Source organism: Pseudomonas sp. A25(2017), from assembly GCF_002001065.1.
In the GTDB taxonomy this organism is placed as follows: Bacteria; Pseudomonadota; Gammaproteobacteria; order Pseudomonadales; family Pseudomonadaceae; genus Aquipseudomonas; species Aquipseudomonas kilonensis.
In genome coordinates this window covers 1-16,167 of sequence record NZ_MUOA01000093.1, presented here as the reverse complement: position 1 = coordinate 16,167, position 16,167 = coordinate 1, and the positions used below count along the sequence as shown (strand labels likewise).

The window sequence follows — 16,167 nt, the reverse complement described above, 5'->3', positions numbered from 1 at the left end:
GCAAGCTCCCTCGCCACGGAGTGTGTATCTATTCAAACCATGTTGTAACTTGTTGCCGCCTTCGCGAGCAAGCTCGCTCCCACAGGAGATTGGCGGTGGGTACCCGTTCTGTGAAGCGCAGCCTGAACGCGTTAAGAGCTGCTGCGAGCTAAGAGAAATCCGCAAACTGACTCAAATGAAGATTTTCTTGACGCACTGAATGTCCTGCAAATCCCTGCTTCAGGATTGAAACACCTACCGACTCAGCCTTGACTCATCGCCCCCGAAAAACTCACCTCCACCGGCCCGATAAGAAAGACCGCGCCCACGCAGTCCCATTGCACCGTCACGCTTCCACCATCACATTCAACCTCAACGCGCGGGTCCAACAAACCACGACGAATCCCATTAACAACCGCGCCACACGAGCAAGAACCTGAACCCCGTGCAACACCCGCACCGCGTTCCCAGATGCGCAACCGAATATGCGTGCGATCAATGATCTGGACGAAATGAACGTTGGTCTTGAGCGGAAATAGCGCGCTGGTTTCGATGGCCGGCCCTATCGTCGCGATATCAACGCTAGCCAGATCATTGACAAAATAGGTGCAGTGCGGATTTCCCATGCTGCACGCGGCTGGACTGCCGGCCAGTGGCAAGGCGGCGGTGTCCAGTTCTTGCGCCAAAGGAATGTCCGACCAGCCAAAAAGCGGCATTCCCATATCGACGGAAATGTCGCCGGTCGGAGTACGTTTGCACGTGAGCAGACCACGGTTAGTGCGCAGGGCTACCGAAGCAACATTTGCTTCGCGCATCAGCATATCCGCCGCCCCCCGCGTCGCGCTGCCGCAAACATCCAGCGCGGAGCCATCGGCGTTCCAGAACATCACGCGCGCATCGGCATCGTCGCAATCGAGCAGCACCGCGAGTTGGTTGAATCCCACGCCCAAGTTCCGATCCCCCATTCGCTGGGCCATGGCACTCGTCACCGGGTTGACCGAATGTCGCGAATCGACAATAACGAAGTCATCGCCATTGGCATGCATCTTTTGAAAGTTCAGCTGCATGCAAACGCCCTGCTGGAGATGGAAATGGAATTACCGTCGGGGTCTTTGGCGTTGGAAAAAGAATAACCATCCGCCCTGTGCGTAGCACCAAACCTCAGGCCTTGGGCCAGGCACTTGGCCTTGAAACCCTCAACATCCTGGAGATCAAAGACAAGCTTTACGGTGACTTGCCCTGTTTTAACGGCCTTCCCTGCCGGGTGAACCATCAGGATCGCGCCGCCGTTTGCAGGGCTCAATTCGGTGACGCGGTCATCGACTTTTCTTTCACTGGTAAAACTGAAATGACGCTCATAAAAATCGCAGGTCGCTTGAACGTCCCGGACATACAACATGATTCGATTGAGTGACGGTTGCATGTGTTCTTCCTTGATCATTATTGGTGTTGCGCCTGCTCATATGCCTTAGTCATCACCCCCCAGGTCTTCGCGTCGGCAGGAATCAGATGCTCGATACGCAATGAGCTCATCGTGATGTCGAGCGGCATGCCGAAGGTGGTGAACGTTGACATGAACTTCAGCTCCCCATGGGGAGACTCGACTCGCGTCAGCAACAGCGGAGGCAGCTCGTTAACCAGCGCCGCAGAGCTGTATGGGGCCGGCAGGCTCTTCAGAATCTCAGCCAACGCGGGATTACTCAAGGCTTCCCGAGAGGCCCGTTGCCAGGCCACTAATCTTATTTCCTCGGCGTTACTCAAATGATCGCCCAAGCCACCGGGTTGCAGCAGTGTCACCAAGAGGTTGAGCCCATCGGCTGCATCCCTGGCAAGACCCACCAGATCGAACAGAACACCCGCGCTGGTGTTGGCTGCAAGGATGTCCCATTGGGCACCCAGAACAATCGCCGGAGCGGGGTTATTGGCGTGAAGTACATGATTAATGGCATCACGTACCACTTCCATTGACGAAGACGTGAGCGGCGTCGTTTCGTAGCGAGGGGCATAGCCACTGGCGATGAAGATGTCGTTACATCGCTCCAAAGTTACATCCAGGGCAGTCAATAGGTTATGCAGAGTGCCGGGGCTCGGCTTGGCGCGCCCCGTCTCGATGCAACTAAGATGACGCTGAGAGATCCCCGTGATCAGTGCACAGTCCAACTGACTCAGTCCGGCCTGTTGGCGCAAGTGACGCAGTTGCGCACCGGCTGAGGTTGGTGGCGTTGTTCGAGAAAAAGGTCGACTGGTCATCCGTTGACTCTGGCATTGCGGGGGAGCGGCGTCGATGACCTCTGAGGTCATTGAAACCATGACGGTCAAATCACTAGCCTACCTCCACTGATCAATGAACTTGTCCAAGGAGGCAACGTGAAGAAACCTTACATCGCACTTGTCACGCTGTTGTTTTTTTCCGTGTACACGGCGAGTACTTTGTTTCTCGCCGAGCAATCGCTCCTGGCGTTCGGCCTCGGGCTCATGTCCCGCCCAGACACCGCGCAGGTAGTCATTGATCTCTATTTGCTCGCTTGCATGGCGTGCATCTGGATGTACCGGGACACCCGTGCGAAAGGTAGGTCGCTCACATCGCTGCTGCCTTACCTCGTGATCACGGCCATCTTCGTATCAATCGGTCCACTGTTGTACATCGTCGTTAACGGATTTGGACGTCAATCGCCGGTGACAGGTACTCATGATTACCCACCTCCTTAAGCAACGCACCGCAGAGGACGATTACAGCTCAAGGCCAATCAACGAGCACCGCTTTCGGATCTCCCTGACGCATCTGGGCCAGTTCAGCATCCCCCTAGCTGAGCACCAGAAAAGATGCACTGGCTCGAACCACGCGCTCCTCGCCAGCGCTGATATAGGTATTGGCAAACACCAATCGACTACCGGTTTTTTGAATATCTACGGCAGCCTCCAACCAATCGCCGATCTTAGCGGAGCCAGCGAAATCAGTAGTCATCGTGGTCGTCACGAGCTTAAGAGGCGGATCTTTCGAGTACGCAGCGCTGTAGCCCAGCGCGATATCAGCCAGCGCCATGAACAATCCTCCGTGAGCGAGTCCACGCGCATTGGTGTGTTTCTCCTCCACCCGAATCCCAACGGTAAAACCTTCGGAGTTTTCCCGATAATAAAAGGGACCGAGTAAGTCAAGAAAAGGGCTGCTACGAAATAACGGCCTGAAACCCTGTGGAATATCCATCTCACATTCCTTTACCCGTTAACCCGACAGATAGATCCTGGCGACGACCGTGGTGAATTGTCGTTCACAGGCGACTTGACCCATTTGACTCTGCTCAATTCGATTCCAACGCGGCCTTTTTCCCAAGCCAATTCCCACGCGTCATTTCCCAGATTTCCTTGAGCAACGACCCACAGACAAACTCCCCTTCCTGCGTCCCGATCAGGCGCATGCCTTCATGCTCCGAAACTTTGCGCGAAGCCTCGTTGCCCACCGCCTTGGGCACTTGCATGACAGGGCGCCCCAGCGCTTCAAACCAATAGGTATTGATCACTTCACAAGCCTCGCGCATGTAGCCCTTTCCCTGCCATTGCGGTGCCAGCCAGAAACCACGGTTGTTGCCGGGCTGATCGTACAAGCTGATGCTGCCGATGCTCTGTGTCGGCTCTTCGGCAATACGGATCATCCAATGCCACTCGCGTCCGGCTGCAATAGCCGGGAGTGCATGATCGCGCACGTACGTCAGCGCGCCGTCATCCGGGTAAGGCCAGGGCACGCGGCTGTCCAGGTAACGGACCACTTCCCAATGGGGAAATAGCTGTTGGATCGCCGGTGCATCCGTCAGCTCAAGGGGTGTGAGGATGAGGCGACGGGTTTGGAACGTGGGGATGGGGCTCATGATGAAACTCCTTTTTCAACGTTATGGCGTCCTTGGAAAACCCTCCACGCTAAAAGTTATCCGTCGCCCTGCACAGTTTGCTGTCCTTCAAGAATGAACGGGGAAGTTGCGTCGTTGCCGTGGGCAGTTGCTTGAGCGTCACCCCACACTCATAACGCCCCGCAGCGTCCAGTTGGTAATCCTCCCCTGCCTTAGGGACAAAACTGAACATGTTGTAGCATTGAGCACCGATGTAATGAAAAGCAATGGGCTGCCCGGCAGGCACCAGCAACTCAGTCATTACTGTGGAAGATGAGTGTTTATCGTCATCTGGCATGCCCAGGCTTTCGCCGTTGCGATTGGCGTAGCCATCGCGGAACGCCACCATGACGCCCGCGCCCGGCAGGCGGAAGTCCACACAATCGGACTTGGGTACGGCCCTGACCATGCCATCGCTGATCACCCGCAAGCGCGCGGTCTCGCCACCGTCAGGCGTTGAGTAAGGGGTGGAGAAAGAGCGGACATCCGACAGCGCTCCGCAGCCGGTGAGCAGGGTCAGCAAGGTGAAGTTCCAGGCATGTCGCAGGACGCGGGACGTCGTGCGCGGGCAAATGTCAGTTTGGGCGTTGAGGGGGCGTGGCGATTGGCTCACGATGATGCTCCATGCGGGTCAGATATCCAGGGCCAACGACGGTCGAGAGGAACGCGATGCCAGCGCGAGATTTTATAGAGGGTTCGGGGATTGACCGCAATGGCCGATGTATCGGGGCGCGTGTCATCCTGAACTTCCGTGAATCGACAACCAACCCCGCCCCTTGATCAGCAGATGATTGCCCTACCCCTTGTCCGGCTCTTTGGCTGTCTTTCTGCGGCCGTTCGACGTCACCACGTTGTATTCACTGGCACCGGCCTCTTCAACTGAATATGCGACCGGAGAGCCCTCGTGCAAAACGTAATGAGCTGAAGTGTTACTAACGGAAAGAGGGACAGTTTCGATATGAGCCGTCACCTTTGCTGAGGCCGCGGTCAAGAAAGCACTCGGCTCCATCGCAAACCGCAGAAGCTGCAGACGGATAGCACCATCAACTTTTCTAAGCTCCTTGAGTGCCTTCGGATCCCATTCGACATCGTAATCAACGCCCATTGACGATATCAGCCTCAGCCTCGCCAATAAGCTCGTCAAAAGACACCCGAACAGGTGTTTCGTTGGCCTCGATGCGTGCCTTGACCACTTGCGCCAATTCCAGTTCTTCCAAGCGATCAACCATCGCCTCGTAGACACTAGCCGGGACCATGTAGCCCATGACCCGGTTATGGTTCAACACCGCCACCGGCGCGCCGTTGGCGCCGTTAAGGACGGATGATGGGTTTTTTTTGAGTTCGGATACGCTGACGGCCACATCAGCCAAAACGATTTGCATGGAGGCGGCTCCCGCTTAAATAGGTCGTTATTTGGTCTTTATTGACTGATCGAGCAAGCACAGCCATCGCACACCTGAGACCTACCTGCCGCCCCCTAGCTCAACAGAGCACATCCATCAATTTGACCGCAACGCCGCAACTCTTGCGCCTCACCCCGTCACACCACCCTGCGGCACCTTCCCAGCAAAACTATCCACCAGACTCGCCACCACCATCTCCCCCATCCGCGTGCGGGTCTGCAACGTCGCGCTCGCGCGGTGGGGTTGCAGCACCACCTGCTCATTGCCAAACAATGCCTCAGGCACATGCGGCTCATCGACAAACACATCCAGCGCCGCACCGGCGATTTCACCAGCGGTCAGCGCCGCGACCAGGTCGGCCTCGTTGACCAGTTTGCCCCGGGCCACATTGATCAGATACCCGCCCTGGCCCAAGGCGCGCAGCACCTCGGCATCGATGATGGCTTCAGCCTTGTCCGCGGCGGCCGCGAGGATCAGCGCGTCGCTGTCGCGGGCCAGTTGCTTGAGGTCAGCGACGAAGGTGTGGTTCACGTCGCTCATGGGTTGCAGGTCGGTGTAGCTGATCGGACAACCGAACGCGGCGGCGCGGATTGCCACGGCGCGACCGACCCGGCCCATGCCGACGATGCCGATGCGCATGCCGGACACCTGCCGGGCCAATGGTAGCGGAGCCAGTGGCGTCGGGCTCTGGGGCCATTGGCCGGAGCGCACGTAACGGTCACCGGTGCACAGCCCACGACACACGGCAATCAATAAGCCGATCGCCAGGTCGGCGACATCTTCGGTCAGCGCGCCGATGGTGGCCGTCACGCGGATTCCGCGATCCCTGGCGTAGGCCAGGTCCACGGCATCGGTGCCTACGCCGTTGACTGCCACCACTTCCAGCTTGGGCAGTTGGGCCATGAGCGCCTGGCTGATGCCGGTATGCCCTCCAGTGATCACACCGCGAATATTGGCACCGTGCTCTTGCAGATAGGCTTGTTTGTCGGCCTGCTCGAAATAGCGCCGCACCGTGAACAGCTCGTTGAGCCGGACGTTGATTTCAGGGATCAGGATCGGGCTGAGTTGCAAGACTTCTGGCTTCATGTAGACCTCGTAACAGAATTAAAAAGACTGGCTCAACCACGACCGGCAAACGGCATGGCCGTGGCCATGACGGTCATGTTCAGGACGTTGGCCGATAACGGCAGGCCGGCGATGTAGCGCACCGCGTCGGCGACGTGCTTGACGTCCACCATCGGCTCCACCGCGATGCTGCCGTTGGCCTGGCGTACGCCCTGGGTCATGCGCACGGACATCTCGGTGAGGGCGTTGCCGATGTCGATCTGGCTGCAGGCGATGTTGTATTCACGTCCGTCCAGGGCCAGGGATTTGGTCAGCCCCAGCACCGCGTGTTTGCTGGCGGTGTAGGCGCTGCTGAACGGTCGCGGGGTGTGGGCCGAGATCGATCCGTTGTTGATGATCCGTCCACCCTGGGGCTGCTGCCGGCGCATCAGGCCGAAGGCGCCACGGGCGCAAAGGAAAACGCCGTTGAGATTGGTGTCGATCACGTTTCGCCACTGCTCGAACGTCAGCTCATCCAACGGCACGGCGGGCGCGTTGACCCCAGCGTTGTTGAACACGACGTCCAGGCGTCCGTAGACCTCGGCGATGGTTGCAAACAACCCATCGACACTGACCGGATCGCGTACATCAGTGGGCACCGCCAAAGCTTCGCGACCCTGGCTGGCCGCCAACTCGGCCAATGCCTGCAAGGGCTCTGGCCGGCGACCGGCCAACACCAGTGTGTAGCCGTCTTCCATTAAGCCCAAGGCCACCGCGCGGCCAATCCCGCTGCCGGCGCCAGTCACCAAAGCCACTTTCAATGTGTTGGACATGTGGGTTCTCCTTTCTCGAGTTCAGTAAGACAAACGCGGACCGACGCGCATTTCCAATTCGCCAATGCCATCGATGCCGGCCGTGATGACATCACCCGGCTGCAATACATCGACGCCTGCCGGACTGCCGGTCATGATCAGGTCGCCGGCCCGCAGCGCCACCGATTGGGATATGCGGGCGATCACTTCACTGACCGACCATATCTGGCTGTCGAGGCTGTCGCGCTGGCGCTCCTGGCCGTTCACGTTCAGCCACAACTCGCCATCGGGGTGCCCCGCCCGCGAGACCGGCACGATGGCGGTCATTGGCGCGGCGCCGTCGAACACCTTGGCGCCCTCCCATGGCAAACCGTTGCGCTTGGCCATGCGCTGGACATCACGCCGGGTCAGATCCAGACCCGCCGCGTAGCCCCACACATAAGCCAACGCCTGGCTCTCAGGAATGTTGGCGCCGCCCTCACCGATGGCCACGACCAATTCGATTTCGTGGGCGAACTCCTCGGTCACCGATGGAAACGTCACCTCACCGGCCGCTTCCACCACGCAGTTGGCAGGCTTCATGAAAAACACCGGTGGCACTCGGGATTCACCCTGGGTATCGGGCCAGGGATAGTTGCGACCCACGCAAAAGACCCGGCCGACGGGAAAACGCTGCGGGGTGCCGACAACCGGCAAGGTCACTGGCAGGTCCGGGGTAAAGACATACTCGGGCATGTTCATCCTGGTAAAAGTCCTGTTGGAAGCGTCAGCGTACGGCGGCAATCCCTGGCGAAGTTGGAGGAATGCCGCCTCGTGTTGGAGAAAAACGGTTTTTTCCGGGCTCAACGCGCCTTGAGTTCAATGCGATACAAACGTCCGAGCAGCAACGAATAGGACAAGGTGCCGATCAGCGCCACGCCGCCGATGAACCAGAAGGCCAAGGCGAATGAGCCGGTCTTGTGGACGATTGCGCCAATCACGATGGGGGTGACAATCCCGCCGATGTTGGCCGCCAGGCTGGTGATCCCGCCGGTCAGTCCGATCAGCTCCTTTGGCGCCACTTCCGATACCGCCGCCCACGAGGACGAAGCGATGCCCTGGGCGAAAAAGGCAATCGTCAGCACGGCGATGCAGATCACGTTCGAATCGGTGAAATTCACCAGGACGATGGACATGCCCAGCATCGACCCGACCACCAACGGCAACTTGCGGGCGAAGGACAGCGAGTAGCCGCGACGGATCAGCAGGTCGGACACGATCCCGGCGAGCAGGATGCCCACCGTCGCACCCACGAACGGCAGCACGGCGAAGATCCCGGCCTTGATCATGGTCAGTTGACGCTCTTCGATCAGGTACGTGGGGAACCAGGTGAGAAAGAAGTACAGCGCCGACGTGCTGGCGAACTTGCCGATGCAAATCGCCCAGACCTGCCGATAGCTGAACAGCTCGGCGATCTGCCGCCAGTTGAAGCGGGTGCGCTCCTGACTGCTCTTGACCAGCCCTCCCCCGGCTTCGATGTACTTGAGTTCTTCCTTGCTGACTTTCTTGCAGTTCATCGGGTCGCGATACAAGAACAGCCAGGCCACACCGAAGACGATGCCGAGTGCGCCGGTGCTGTAGAACACATGGCGCCAGTCATAGGTGGTGGCCAGCCAAAGCAGCGCTCCGGTAAACAGCGCCGTGCCCAAGTACTGGCCGCAGACATAAATGCTACTGGCCAGGCCCCGCTCCCGCGCCGGGAACCACACCGTGACCGCCCGGCTGTTGGCCGGAAACGCCGGCGCTTCCATAGCGCCGACGGCCAGGCGCAGACCGAACAGCGAAGCGAAGCCCGTGGCCAAGCCCTGGCACACGGTGACGGTCGACCAACTGATCAGCGACACCCCGTAGGTGAACCGGGAACCGAAGCGATCGGCGATGAAGCCGGCCGGCACCAGTGCGATCGCGTAAGTCCAGGCAAACGCGGAAAAAATCAGGCCCATCTCGATCTTGTCCAGGCCCAGGTCCTTGGCGAGGAACGGCGCGGCAATCGAGATATTCACCCGGTCGATGTAGTTGATGATCGTCGCGATCAACAGCAACGACAGCATGAACCAACGCCGCCGCGACGGCAGGCGCTCAGGCACCACGGCGTCCCGGGCGCCGGCCATTGCCGGCGCCGCACGGGTCTGGGAGGTGTGGGAATTCGACATGAGTGGACCTCGTTATTGTTAGAAGCGTTGAAATGTTTACGAGCAGCCGAAATCAATGCCCTCGATGCCGGGGCAGAACAATCGCTACTGGAATGAGAGGTACGAACAGCCGGTGTCAGGTGTTCGAAGACGCCTTGCAACAGGATCTGTTGCAGGAGCGGTCGGGAGGGTCAGCGTGAAGCAGGAACAGGTTCATGACGTGCGCACCTTTTGATTGTTTTTGGATGGAGGGTCGGGTTGCGTGGCTCAACAGTGGTCGTACAACAACTCAAAATCAACTGAGCTGTTAGATCATTTTTCCCGTTTAAAACCGCGTCCAAGGAACCTGTCCAAAAAAATCAGATTGGTGAATTTTTTATAATTCCTGCTACAACAAATTTAACTATTTGTTTTTAAAAGATAAATTAACAATCTAAAACTTATCATTTTTGGACAAGCGCCCTCCATTTTCGAGAGACAGAAAATTCACGCCAACAGCCTTGTCATCGTATGACTTCTTGAAAATCATCCAGATGCACCGTCACAATCGTCATCACCGTCATGCACCGCAAAGGATTCCCAGGAGATGTCATCACCGAGCCGAGTCCCCACCTACGTCATGCAGCAACGCAGCGAATTGACGGATTTCTACATCCGCGACAAAAAGGGCCGGCGCGCCGAAACCAGCCCGCACCGCCACGAATACTTCCAGATCCAGATCAACCTTGGCGGCGACACCGTGCAACACATTGGCAACGTCGAACGTCCGTTTCCGCGCAACACCCTGGCCTTCATCCTGCCCCACCGCGTGCACGTGATTCCGCACCCGGCCGAGAGCAACTTCATGGTGATCAATTTTTCCCAGACGTTCCTGCTGCCGCATCTGCAGTGCGACCCGATGGACCTGGAAGAGGTCTCGATTCTGCTGGCGCCGGAACTGTCGCCGTTCCGTTTCCAGGAACACCTGGACTTCATTCTGGGGGATGAGGATTTCGCCAAAGCCTGCGCGCTGATCGAGCAGATGCGTGGCCTGGACCAGAACCGTCAGTTCGGCACCCGCGAGATGCTCAAGGGCTTGTTGCTGCAACTGATCGGCAGCGTTTGCGCCTTGTACGCCGAGCCGCTCAAGCGCTTGGCCGAAGAGAACGCCGCCGAAGTCAGCCGACGCGATGCGCTGGGCCGGATGTCCGAGTACCTGCGCAAGAACATCGCCGACCCTGACCTCAACCTGATCAAAGTGGCCGCGGCGACTTACTTGTCGCCGACGTACCTGACCCACTGGCTGCGCAAGGAAATCGGCAAGACCTTCACCGAACTGGTGCTCGAACGCCGGATGCATGCGGCGCGCAATTACTTGCTCAATGGAACACGGCCAGTGGGCGAAGTGGCGAGGTTATGCGGGTTTGCCGACGAGGCTTATTTTTCCAGGCGTTTTCGCCAGATACATGGACAGCCGCCGGGGCAGTTCAGGCGCCAGCAGTTGAATCCGGACAGTCCGCAGTTGCCGTTGAACAATGGCTAGGTACTTCCGACGCGATGAGCCGGCATCGTCAGGTTATCTATACTGGCTTCCCGGATGAAAATCAGAGCGTGAACAATGGCCCTCACCCCCAATCAGAACCCTCCAGTCATTCTGGTCCCCACTCAACAAAGCGACTCGGAGGATCTGGCCGGCATTCGAATCGAGGCCATGCGCGAAAGCCTGGAGCGTGTGGGGCGATTTGATCCGGTGCGGGCGCGCGAGCGGTTTCTTGGTGGTTTCCAACCCTGCCATACACGCCACATCGAGGTGTCGGGAAAGAGGGTCGGGTTCGTTGTGGTCAAGCCTTTCAGCCATGAACTCTTGCTTGACCACTTGTATATAAGGCCCTGCGCGCAAGGATCAGGAATAGGCGCTGCTGTTCTGGATCATATTTTCAAGGAAGCGGATGCAGCCGCGCTCCCGCTCAGGGTCGGCGCCCTTAAGGAAAGCGCGTCGAATCGCTTTTACATCCGCCATGGCTTCCAATTCGTCGAAAGCAGCGAGTTCGACAACTATTATGTTCGGCAGAGCGGCACGACGGGCCCGGCTAGCTAGCCAATCGACACAGTCACCGCAGAATCAACACCGCGGCCACCGCAATCACGGCCACCACGCCAAAGACCATCCGCGCGATCCACGGCGCGGTGAGCCAGACGCCGGTCACCCCGGCAATCTGCCCCACGTTCCTCTCGGTCAGGCGGAAACTCGGCTCCCGGAAAGGATTGCCGCAATGTGGGCAGGCGTAGGCCTTGTCGGAAATTCGGGAAGCGCATTCAGGGCAATCGATCAGACTCATTGTGCGACCTCAGGGAGAGACGAACTTGGGGTACTGACAAAGACCACGCATTTCCGGTTTTTGTTCTAAATCGAGTCAACCTTTTGAAGAGCACGCTACGCAAAAGCGAACTGCTTCACAGCCAACAAGATAGCCCAGCCACTACTGTGGGGGTTTTACGCGCCGCATAAGATCGTTCAACACGTAGGTGTCCAGGAAGGCTGTGACTTCAATGATCTGACCATTCTTGAAGGTCATGTGCCACAGGTAGGTGTTGTTGTAGGGTTTGTGATCAAGCGCCGTGGCGGTTCCGTTCCACAGAACAACCACGACATCATTCTGAGCAACGATGCTCTGCACCGCGGGGACAATCGGTGTTGCCAGTCGCGCAGTAATCGGCCGCACAACTTGGGCCAGTTCAGCCTTGCTGTTATAGACACCGGAAACAGGACTCGTCCCGGCCACGGTCCATTTCGCATTGGGCGCCAGCAGATCGAACACCGTGCCTTTGCCCTGCTGCCAGTGAGTGAACGCCTGGCGGACCAGCGTCGCATTCGCGTGCTGGGTGTTTTCCGAAGCCCAGGCGTTGTTCGTAAAAAACATTAAAGACAGTGCAAGCGCCTGGACGCGCCAAGCGAAACTCATCCATCTGGTCATGATGTTCTCTCACAGCAATGCAGTTGATAAGACGCTCTTCCAGGAGGACCTTAACGGCATGTGCCCAGTAACCTTTGCCCGATACTGCTGTGAGGTTGTCTGATGCTGTTTGGTAATCAGGCCACTGTGGGAGCGAGCTTGCTCGCGATAGCGGTGGATCAGTCACTTTGATGTTGGATGTATGGCCGTCATCGCGAGCACGCTCGCTCCCACAGGGGGGGCGGTGCTTATTCCTGGATACTCCACGTGCCTTGTGTATTTTTCAGACGGCAGAAACCACAAAACCCCTGGTTCTCTTGGAAAACCAGGGGTTTTGTGTGTATCGAATGTGGCGGTGAAGGAGAGATTCGAACTCTCGATACAGTTTCCTGTATACACACTTTCCAGGCGTGCTCCTTAAGCCACTCGGACACTTCACCGTATCTCGGCAAACTGTTCAGTCTGTCGAGGCGCGCTAATGTAGTCGAAAGCTTTTCCGATGGCAAAGGTTTTTTTCAGAATTTTCATGCGGTTAAGCTTGGTCGGGCATTTCAAACGCACTTAGGCATGGCAAACCGGCCAATCTTCGGGACTATGCAGGCGCTGCTCTATAGATGAAGGCGAAGCGGGATGGGCGGGACAGGCTGTTTGCGGGGCTTGGAGCTGACCGGTGAGTCAGTCACGGCGCTTTACCTGGCCTGCGGCGGTGAGTAACGTCTGCGTCACTTCTCTTACAAGGAATAGCGTCATGAGCGACTTGATTGCCTACCATCTCGAAGACGGTATCGCGACCCTGACCTTGAACAACGGCAAGGTCAATGCCATCTCGCCGGATGTGATTGCCGCGTTCAACGCTGCGCTGGACCAGGCGACGGCGGATCGGGCGGTGGTGATCATTACCGGGCAACCGGGGATTTTGTCGGGCGGTTACGATCTGAAGGTGATGACCGCCGGTCCCAAGGAAGCGGTGAGCCTGGTCACGGCCGGCTCGACCCTGGCCCGTCGCTTGTTGTCGCACCCCTTCCCTGTCGTTGTCGCTTGCCCGGGGCATGCGGTGGCCAAGGGTGCGTTCCTGCTGCTCTCGGCGGACTATCGCATTGGGGTGGAAGGGCCGTTCAGCATCGGCCTGAACGAAGTGCAGATCGGCATGACCATGCACCACGCCGGTATCGAGCTGGCCCGTGATCGCCTGCGCAAGTCGGCGTTCCATCGCTCGGTAATCAATGCCGAGATGTTTAACCCACAGGGCGCTGTGGATGCGGGCTTCCTCGACAAGGTGGTGTCGGCCGAAGAACTGCAGGGCGCGGCCCTGGAAGCGGCGCGTCAGTTGAAGAAGATCAACATGTCCGCCCACAAGAACACCAAGCTGAAAGTGCGCAAAGCCCTGCTGGAAACGCTGGACAGCGCGATTCTGCTGGATCAGGAGCATATGGGCTGAGGCTTGTAGGAGCTGTCGAGCGGAGCGAGACTGCGATCTTTTGATCCTTCGCTCCGGACTCAATTGGTAATGGAAAGATCGCAGCCTCGCTCCGCTCGTCAGCTCCTACGGGCCCAGAGAGCGCTAGCCCTCACCTGGAGTCGGGCTTTTTCCTACGCGCGTCGCTTAAAAGTCCGCAACCGCTCTACACCGCTTCTGTCACGCCATGTGGAAACATGCGCTTAAACATCGTCCATTTCCTACCTCTATAGGGGCAATTGCCGAAAACAGTGCACATCCGTACACTGCGCCACCTTTTGTCCCGATGGGGCCTGTAGATGCTGTTTGTACTGCGTATGTTGTTGATGGGCCTGCATTTTGTATTGGCTGGCGTGCTCGGGGTGATTCTGGGCCTGTGCCGGCCGTTCAACCCGGACAACAGCCGTTTATGCGCACGATTTTACGCATTGCCGGCGATGTGCATTTTGCGCCTGCGGGTCCGGACGCAAGTCGACACGCTGGTGAATAAGCCCAACGGCTGCGTCATCATCGCCAACCACCAATCCAACTATGACCTGTTCATGTTCGGCAACGTGGTGCCGCGCCGTACCGTGTGCATCGGCAAGAAGAGCCTGAAATGGGTGCCGCTGTTCGGGCAATTGTTCTGGCTGGCGGGCAACGTGTTGATCGACCGCGGCAATGCGATCAAGGCGCGACAGTCGATGCTGACCACCACCCATACCTTGCAGCACGAGGACACCTCGATCTGGGTTTTCCCGGAGGGCACGCGCAATCTGGGTGAGGACCTGCTGCCGTTCAAGAAAGGCGCATTCCAGATGGCAATAGCCGCCGGAGTGCCGATTGTTCCGGTGTGCGTGAGCAGCTACATCAAGCACATGCGCCTCAATCGCTGGCGCAGCGGTGACATCCTCATACGCTCGTTGCCGGCGATTCCTACAGCCGGATTGAGTATGGATGACATGCCCCGGCTCATTGCCCAATGCCGTGAGCAGATGCGCGAGTGCATCGCGACAATGGACCGGCAGCTGCAAACCGCCTGAATGGAAAACCCGCCCCCTCGGCGGGTTTTCTTTTACCGCCGAACTCCGTAGATTTTGCTGACTCTCAAGCTACAGGGCGCGTTAAGCTGGACGCTGCCTGCCACTGCCATTTCCAAATAAGAAGTGAACCACCATTATGGGTAGAGTCGTTGCTGCTGCGGTCTACAGCGCCGGTAAGAAAGTCACCAATATCACTCTCGACGAAGGCAGCGCCTGGGCTGCCAAACCTGGTCATTTTGTATGGATCGGTCTCGAAGAGCCCAGCGCCCTGGAGCTGACCAACCTGCAGCGTCAATTCAACCTGCACGAATTGGCGATCGAAGACGCCATGGAGAAACACAGCCGTCCCAAGTTGGAGACCTTTGGCGATGCGCTGTTTATCGTCACGTATTCGCCGATACGCAAGGACGGCAAGCTGCTGTTCATCGAAACCCATATCTTTGCCGGCAAGGGCTACATCATCACGGCTCGCAACGGCCACTCAGCGTCCTACGCCCACGTCCGGCAGCGCTGTGAGGCGCGTCCGCTTTTGCTGAAACACGGGGAAGATTTCGTCCTCTACGCCATCCTTGATTTCGTGATTGAAAACTACCAGCCCATGGGGGAAGCCATTCACGCCGAAATCGATGAGCTGGAGCGCAGCGTCATGTGCAGCTCCCTGAACGAGCGGGATATCCAGAACCTGCACAGTTTGCGTCGCGACGTGTTGCGCCTGCGTCGCTATGCGGCGCCGATGGTGGAGATCAGTGAAGAGTTGCAGCGACTCGACTTCCCCTTCATCGACAAGAACATGGGCCCGTATTTCCGCGATGTGCAGATTCATGTCACGCGGCAAATGGAAGACCTGGCCACCCTGGCCGACATCGCCAGCCAGACCATCGAAGTCGGCGTGCTGCTCGAAGCGTCGCGCCAGAGCGTGGTGCAGCGCAAGTTCGCGGCTTGGGCGGCGATCCTGGCGTTTCCCACGGCCGTGGCCGGGATCTATGGGATGAACTTCCAGGTGATGCCGGAGTTGAGTTGGCAATACGGGTATTTTGCGGTGCTGGGGGTTATTACGGTGGGATGCTCGTCGTTGTGGTTGAGCTTCAAGCGATCGGGGTGGTTGTAGGCGAACAGTGGGATTTGTGTGGGATTTATCGCGAGCAGGCTCGCTCCCACAGGGGATTTGCGTCGTACACAGATCCAGTGTGGGAGCGGGCTTGCTCCGGGCGGCGTTCCGACGAAGACGACGGCACATCCAACATCAACGCCAGCTGATCCACCGCGATCGCGAGCAAGCTCGCTTGTATGGTAGGACTTGAAGGGAGGAGGAGGGACAAAGCTCGATTCTGACTGTTCGCGCAGTACAGACCGTGGGAGATTTCACCCCTCCTCCTTTCACCCAAGCGCCGATAAAGAATGCATCTGGCCTAGACCGACGATAGGAACAAGCCTGCGCCTCTGGGTGAACCCTTCAAGTGTTCAAA

20 protein-coding genes and 1 tRNA gene are annotated in these 16,167 nt (G+C 58.0%); 6 read left to right on the top strand and 15 right to left on the bottom strand.

Annotated elements, in window-relative coordinates; translation table 11 throughout:
* Positions 1–242: 242 nt before the first annotated feature.
* From dapF to B0E42_RS24405, 3 genes are read right to left on the bottom strand one after another with little or no spacing between them, the layout of a single operon-like run.
* Positions 243–1,046, bottom strand: a complete 804-nt coding sequence (gene dapF / locus B0E42_RS24415) for a diaminopimelate epimerase (RefSeq protein WP_077507973.1) — start codon at positions 1,044–1,046, stop codon at positions 243–245.
* Entirely contained in the window at positions 1,037–1,402 is a 366-nt protein-coding gene (locus tag B0E42_RS24410) for a VOC family protein (RefSeq protein ID WP_018613677.1), read from the bottom strand. Before B0E42_RS24410 ends, dapF begins: the two co-directional genes overlap by 10 nt.
* Before the next feature lie 17 nt (positions 1,403–1,419).
* Positions 1,420–2,229, bottom strand: coding sequence for a helix-turn-helix domain-containing protein (locus B0E42_RS24405; protein ID WP_077508008.1), 810 nt, complete (start codon positions 2,227–2,229; stop codon positions 1,420–1,422).
* Between the two features lie 117 nt (positions 2,230–2,346).
* On the opposite strand from B0E42_RS24405, the gene B0E42_RS24400 reads away from it, so the two are divergent.
* Positions 2,347–2,688, top strand: coding sequence for a hypothetical protein (locus tag B0E42_RS24400; RefSeq protein WP_053180837.1), 342 nt, complete (start codon positions 2,347–2,349; stop codon positions 2,686–2,688).
* Between the two features lie 94 nt (positions 2,689–2,782).
* Here B0E42_RS24400 and B0E42_RS24395 read toward each other — a convergent pair whose 3' ends face one another.
* The 9 genes from B0E42_RS24395 to B0E42_RS24355 all read right to left on the bottom strand — a co-directional run bounded on the left by B0E42_RS24395 (position 2,783) and on the right by B0E42_RS24355 (position 9,311).
* Positions 2,783–3,184, bottom strand: coding sequence for a PaaI family thioesterase (locus B0E42_RS24395; RefSeq protein ID WP_018613671.1), 402 nt, complete (start codon positions 3,182–3,184; stop codon positions 2,783–2,785).
* A 94-nt stretch (positions 3,185–3,278) separates the two neighbouring features.
* A complete protein-coding gene (locus B0E42_RS24390; protein ID WP_077507969.1) occupies positions 3,279–3,842 on the bottom strand; it encodes a GNAT family N-acetyltransferase in 564 nt (187 codons plus the stop codon).
* Between the two features lie 49 nt (positions 3,843–3,891).
* On the bottom strand, positions 3,892–4,473 hold the full coding sequence (locus B0E42_RS24385; protein ID WP_139353215.1) for a hypothetical protein: 582 nt from the start codon (positions 4,471–4,473) through the stop codon (positions 3,892–3,894).
* A 183-nt stretch (positions 4,474–4,656) separates the two neighbouring features.
* The gene (locus tag B0E42_RS24380) at positions 4,657–4,965 is read right to left on the bottom strand and encodes a type II toxin-antitoxin system RelE/ParE family toxin (protein ID WP_256578350.1); all 309 of its coding nucleotides are present in this window, start codon (positions 4,963–4,965) and stop codon (positions 4,657–4,659) included.
* On the bottom strand, positions 4,955–5,242 hold the full coding sequence (locus tag B0E42_RS24375; protein WP_053189602.1) for a type II toxin-antitoxin system Phd/YefM family antitoxin: 288 nt from the start codon (positions 5,240–5,242) through the stop codon (positions 4,955–4,957). Before B0E42_RS24375 ends, B0E42_RS24380 begins: the two co-directional genes overlap by 11 nt.
* Before the next feature lie 150 nt (positions 5,243–5,392).
* Positions 5,393–6,349, bottom strand: coding sequence for a 2-hydroxyacid dehydrogenase (locus B0E42_RS24370; RefSeq protein ID WP_077507966.1), 957 nt, complete (start codon positions 6,347–6,349; stop codon positions 5,393–5,395).
* Between the two features lie 32 nt (positions 6,350–6,381).
* Complete coding sequence (locus tag B0E42_RS24365; protein ID WP_077507963.1) at positions 6,382–7,140, bottom strand: SDR family oxidoreductase; 759 nt, start codon at positions 7,138–7,140, stop codon at positions 6,382–6,384.
* A gap of 21 nt (positions 7,141–7,161) precedes the next feature.
* Positions 7,162–7,860 (bottom strand): fumarylacetoacetate hydrolase family protein, encoded by a 699-nt coding sequence (locus B0E42_RS24360; RefSeq protein WP_077507960.1) that lies wholly within the window; start codon positions 7,858–7,860, stop codon positions 7,162–7,164.
* 101 nt (positions 7,861–7,961) lie between these two features.
* Complete coding sequence (locus B0E42_RS24355; protein ID WP_077507957.1) at positions 7,962–9,311, bottom strand: MFS transporter; 1,350 nt, start codon at positions 9,309–9,311, stop codon at positions 7,962–7,964.
* A gap of 565 nt (positions 9,312–9,876) precedes the next feature.
* Here B0E42_RS24355 and B0E42_RS24350 point away from each other — a divergent pair.
* Positions 9,877–10,812: an AraC family transcriptional regulator gene (locus B0E42_RS24350; protein WP_077507954.1), complete on the top strand. Its 936-nt coding sequence runs from the start codon at positions 9,877–9,879 to the stop codon at positions 10,810–10,812.
* Between the two features lie 75 nt (positions 10,813–10,887).
* The gene (locus tag B0E42_RS24345; protein WP_053180850.1) at positions 10,888–11,367 is read left to right on the top strand and encodes a GNAT family N-acetyltransferase; all 480 of its coding nucleotides are present in this window, start codon (positions 10,888–10,890) and stop codon (positions 11,365–11,367) included.
* A 13-nt stretch (positions 11,368–11,380) separates the two neighbouring features.
* Here the strand turns inward: B0E42_RS24345 and B0E42_RS24340 are convergent, their stop codons facing one another.
* From B0E42_RS24340 to B0E42_RS24330, 3 genes are all read right to left on the bottom strand, one after another.
* Positions 11,381–11,608, bottom strand: coding sequence for a zinc ribbon domain-containing protein (locus B0E42_RS24340; RefSeq protein ID WP_053180853.1), 228 nt, complete (start codon positions 11,606–11,608; stop codon positions 11,381–11,383).
* Between the two features lie 141 nt (positions 11,609–11,749).
* A complete protein-coding gene (locus tag B0E42_RS24335; protein ID WP_077507951.1) occupies positions 11,750–12,232 on the bottom strand; it encodes a nuclear transport factor 2 family protein in 483 nt (160 codons plus the stop codon).
* A gap of 341 nt (positions 12,233–12,573) precedes the next feature.
* A tRNA-Ser gene (locus tag B0E42_RS24330) sits at positions 12,574–12,663 on the bottom strand.
* Positions 12,664–12,971: 308 nt separating this feature from the next.
* Here B0E42_RS24330 and B0E42_RS24325 point away from each other — a divergent pair.
* From B0E42_RS24325 to B0E42_RS24315, 3 genes are all read left to right on the top strand, one after another.
* Positions 12,972–13,661, top strand: coding sequence for a crotonase/enoyl-CoA hydratase family protein (locus B0E42_RS24325; protein ID WP_053180884.1), 690 nt, complete (start codon positions 12,972–12,974; stop codon positions 13,659–13,661).
* A 317-nt stretch (positions 13,662–13,978) separates the two neighbouring features.
* On the top strand, positions 13,979–14,701 hold the full coding sequence (locus B0E42_RS24320; RefSeq protein ID WP_018613656.1) for a 1-acylglycerol-3-phosphate O-acyltransferase: 723 nt from the start codon (positions 13,979–13,981) through the stop codon (positions 14,699–14,701).
* A 136-nt stretch (positions 14,702–14,837) separates the two neighbouring features.
* The gene (locus tag B0E42_RS24315) at positions 14,838–15,809 is read left to right on the top strand and encodes a magnesium and cobalt transport protein CorA (RefSeq protein ID WP_018613654.1); all 972 of its coding nucleotides are present in this window, start codon (positions 14,838–14,840) and stop codon (positions 15,807–15,809) included.
* The last annotated feature ends 358 nt before the right edge of the window (positions 15,810–16,167 follow it).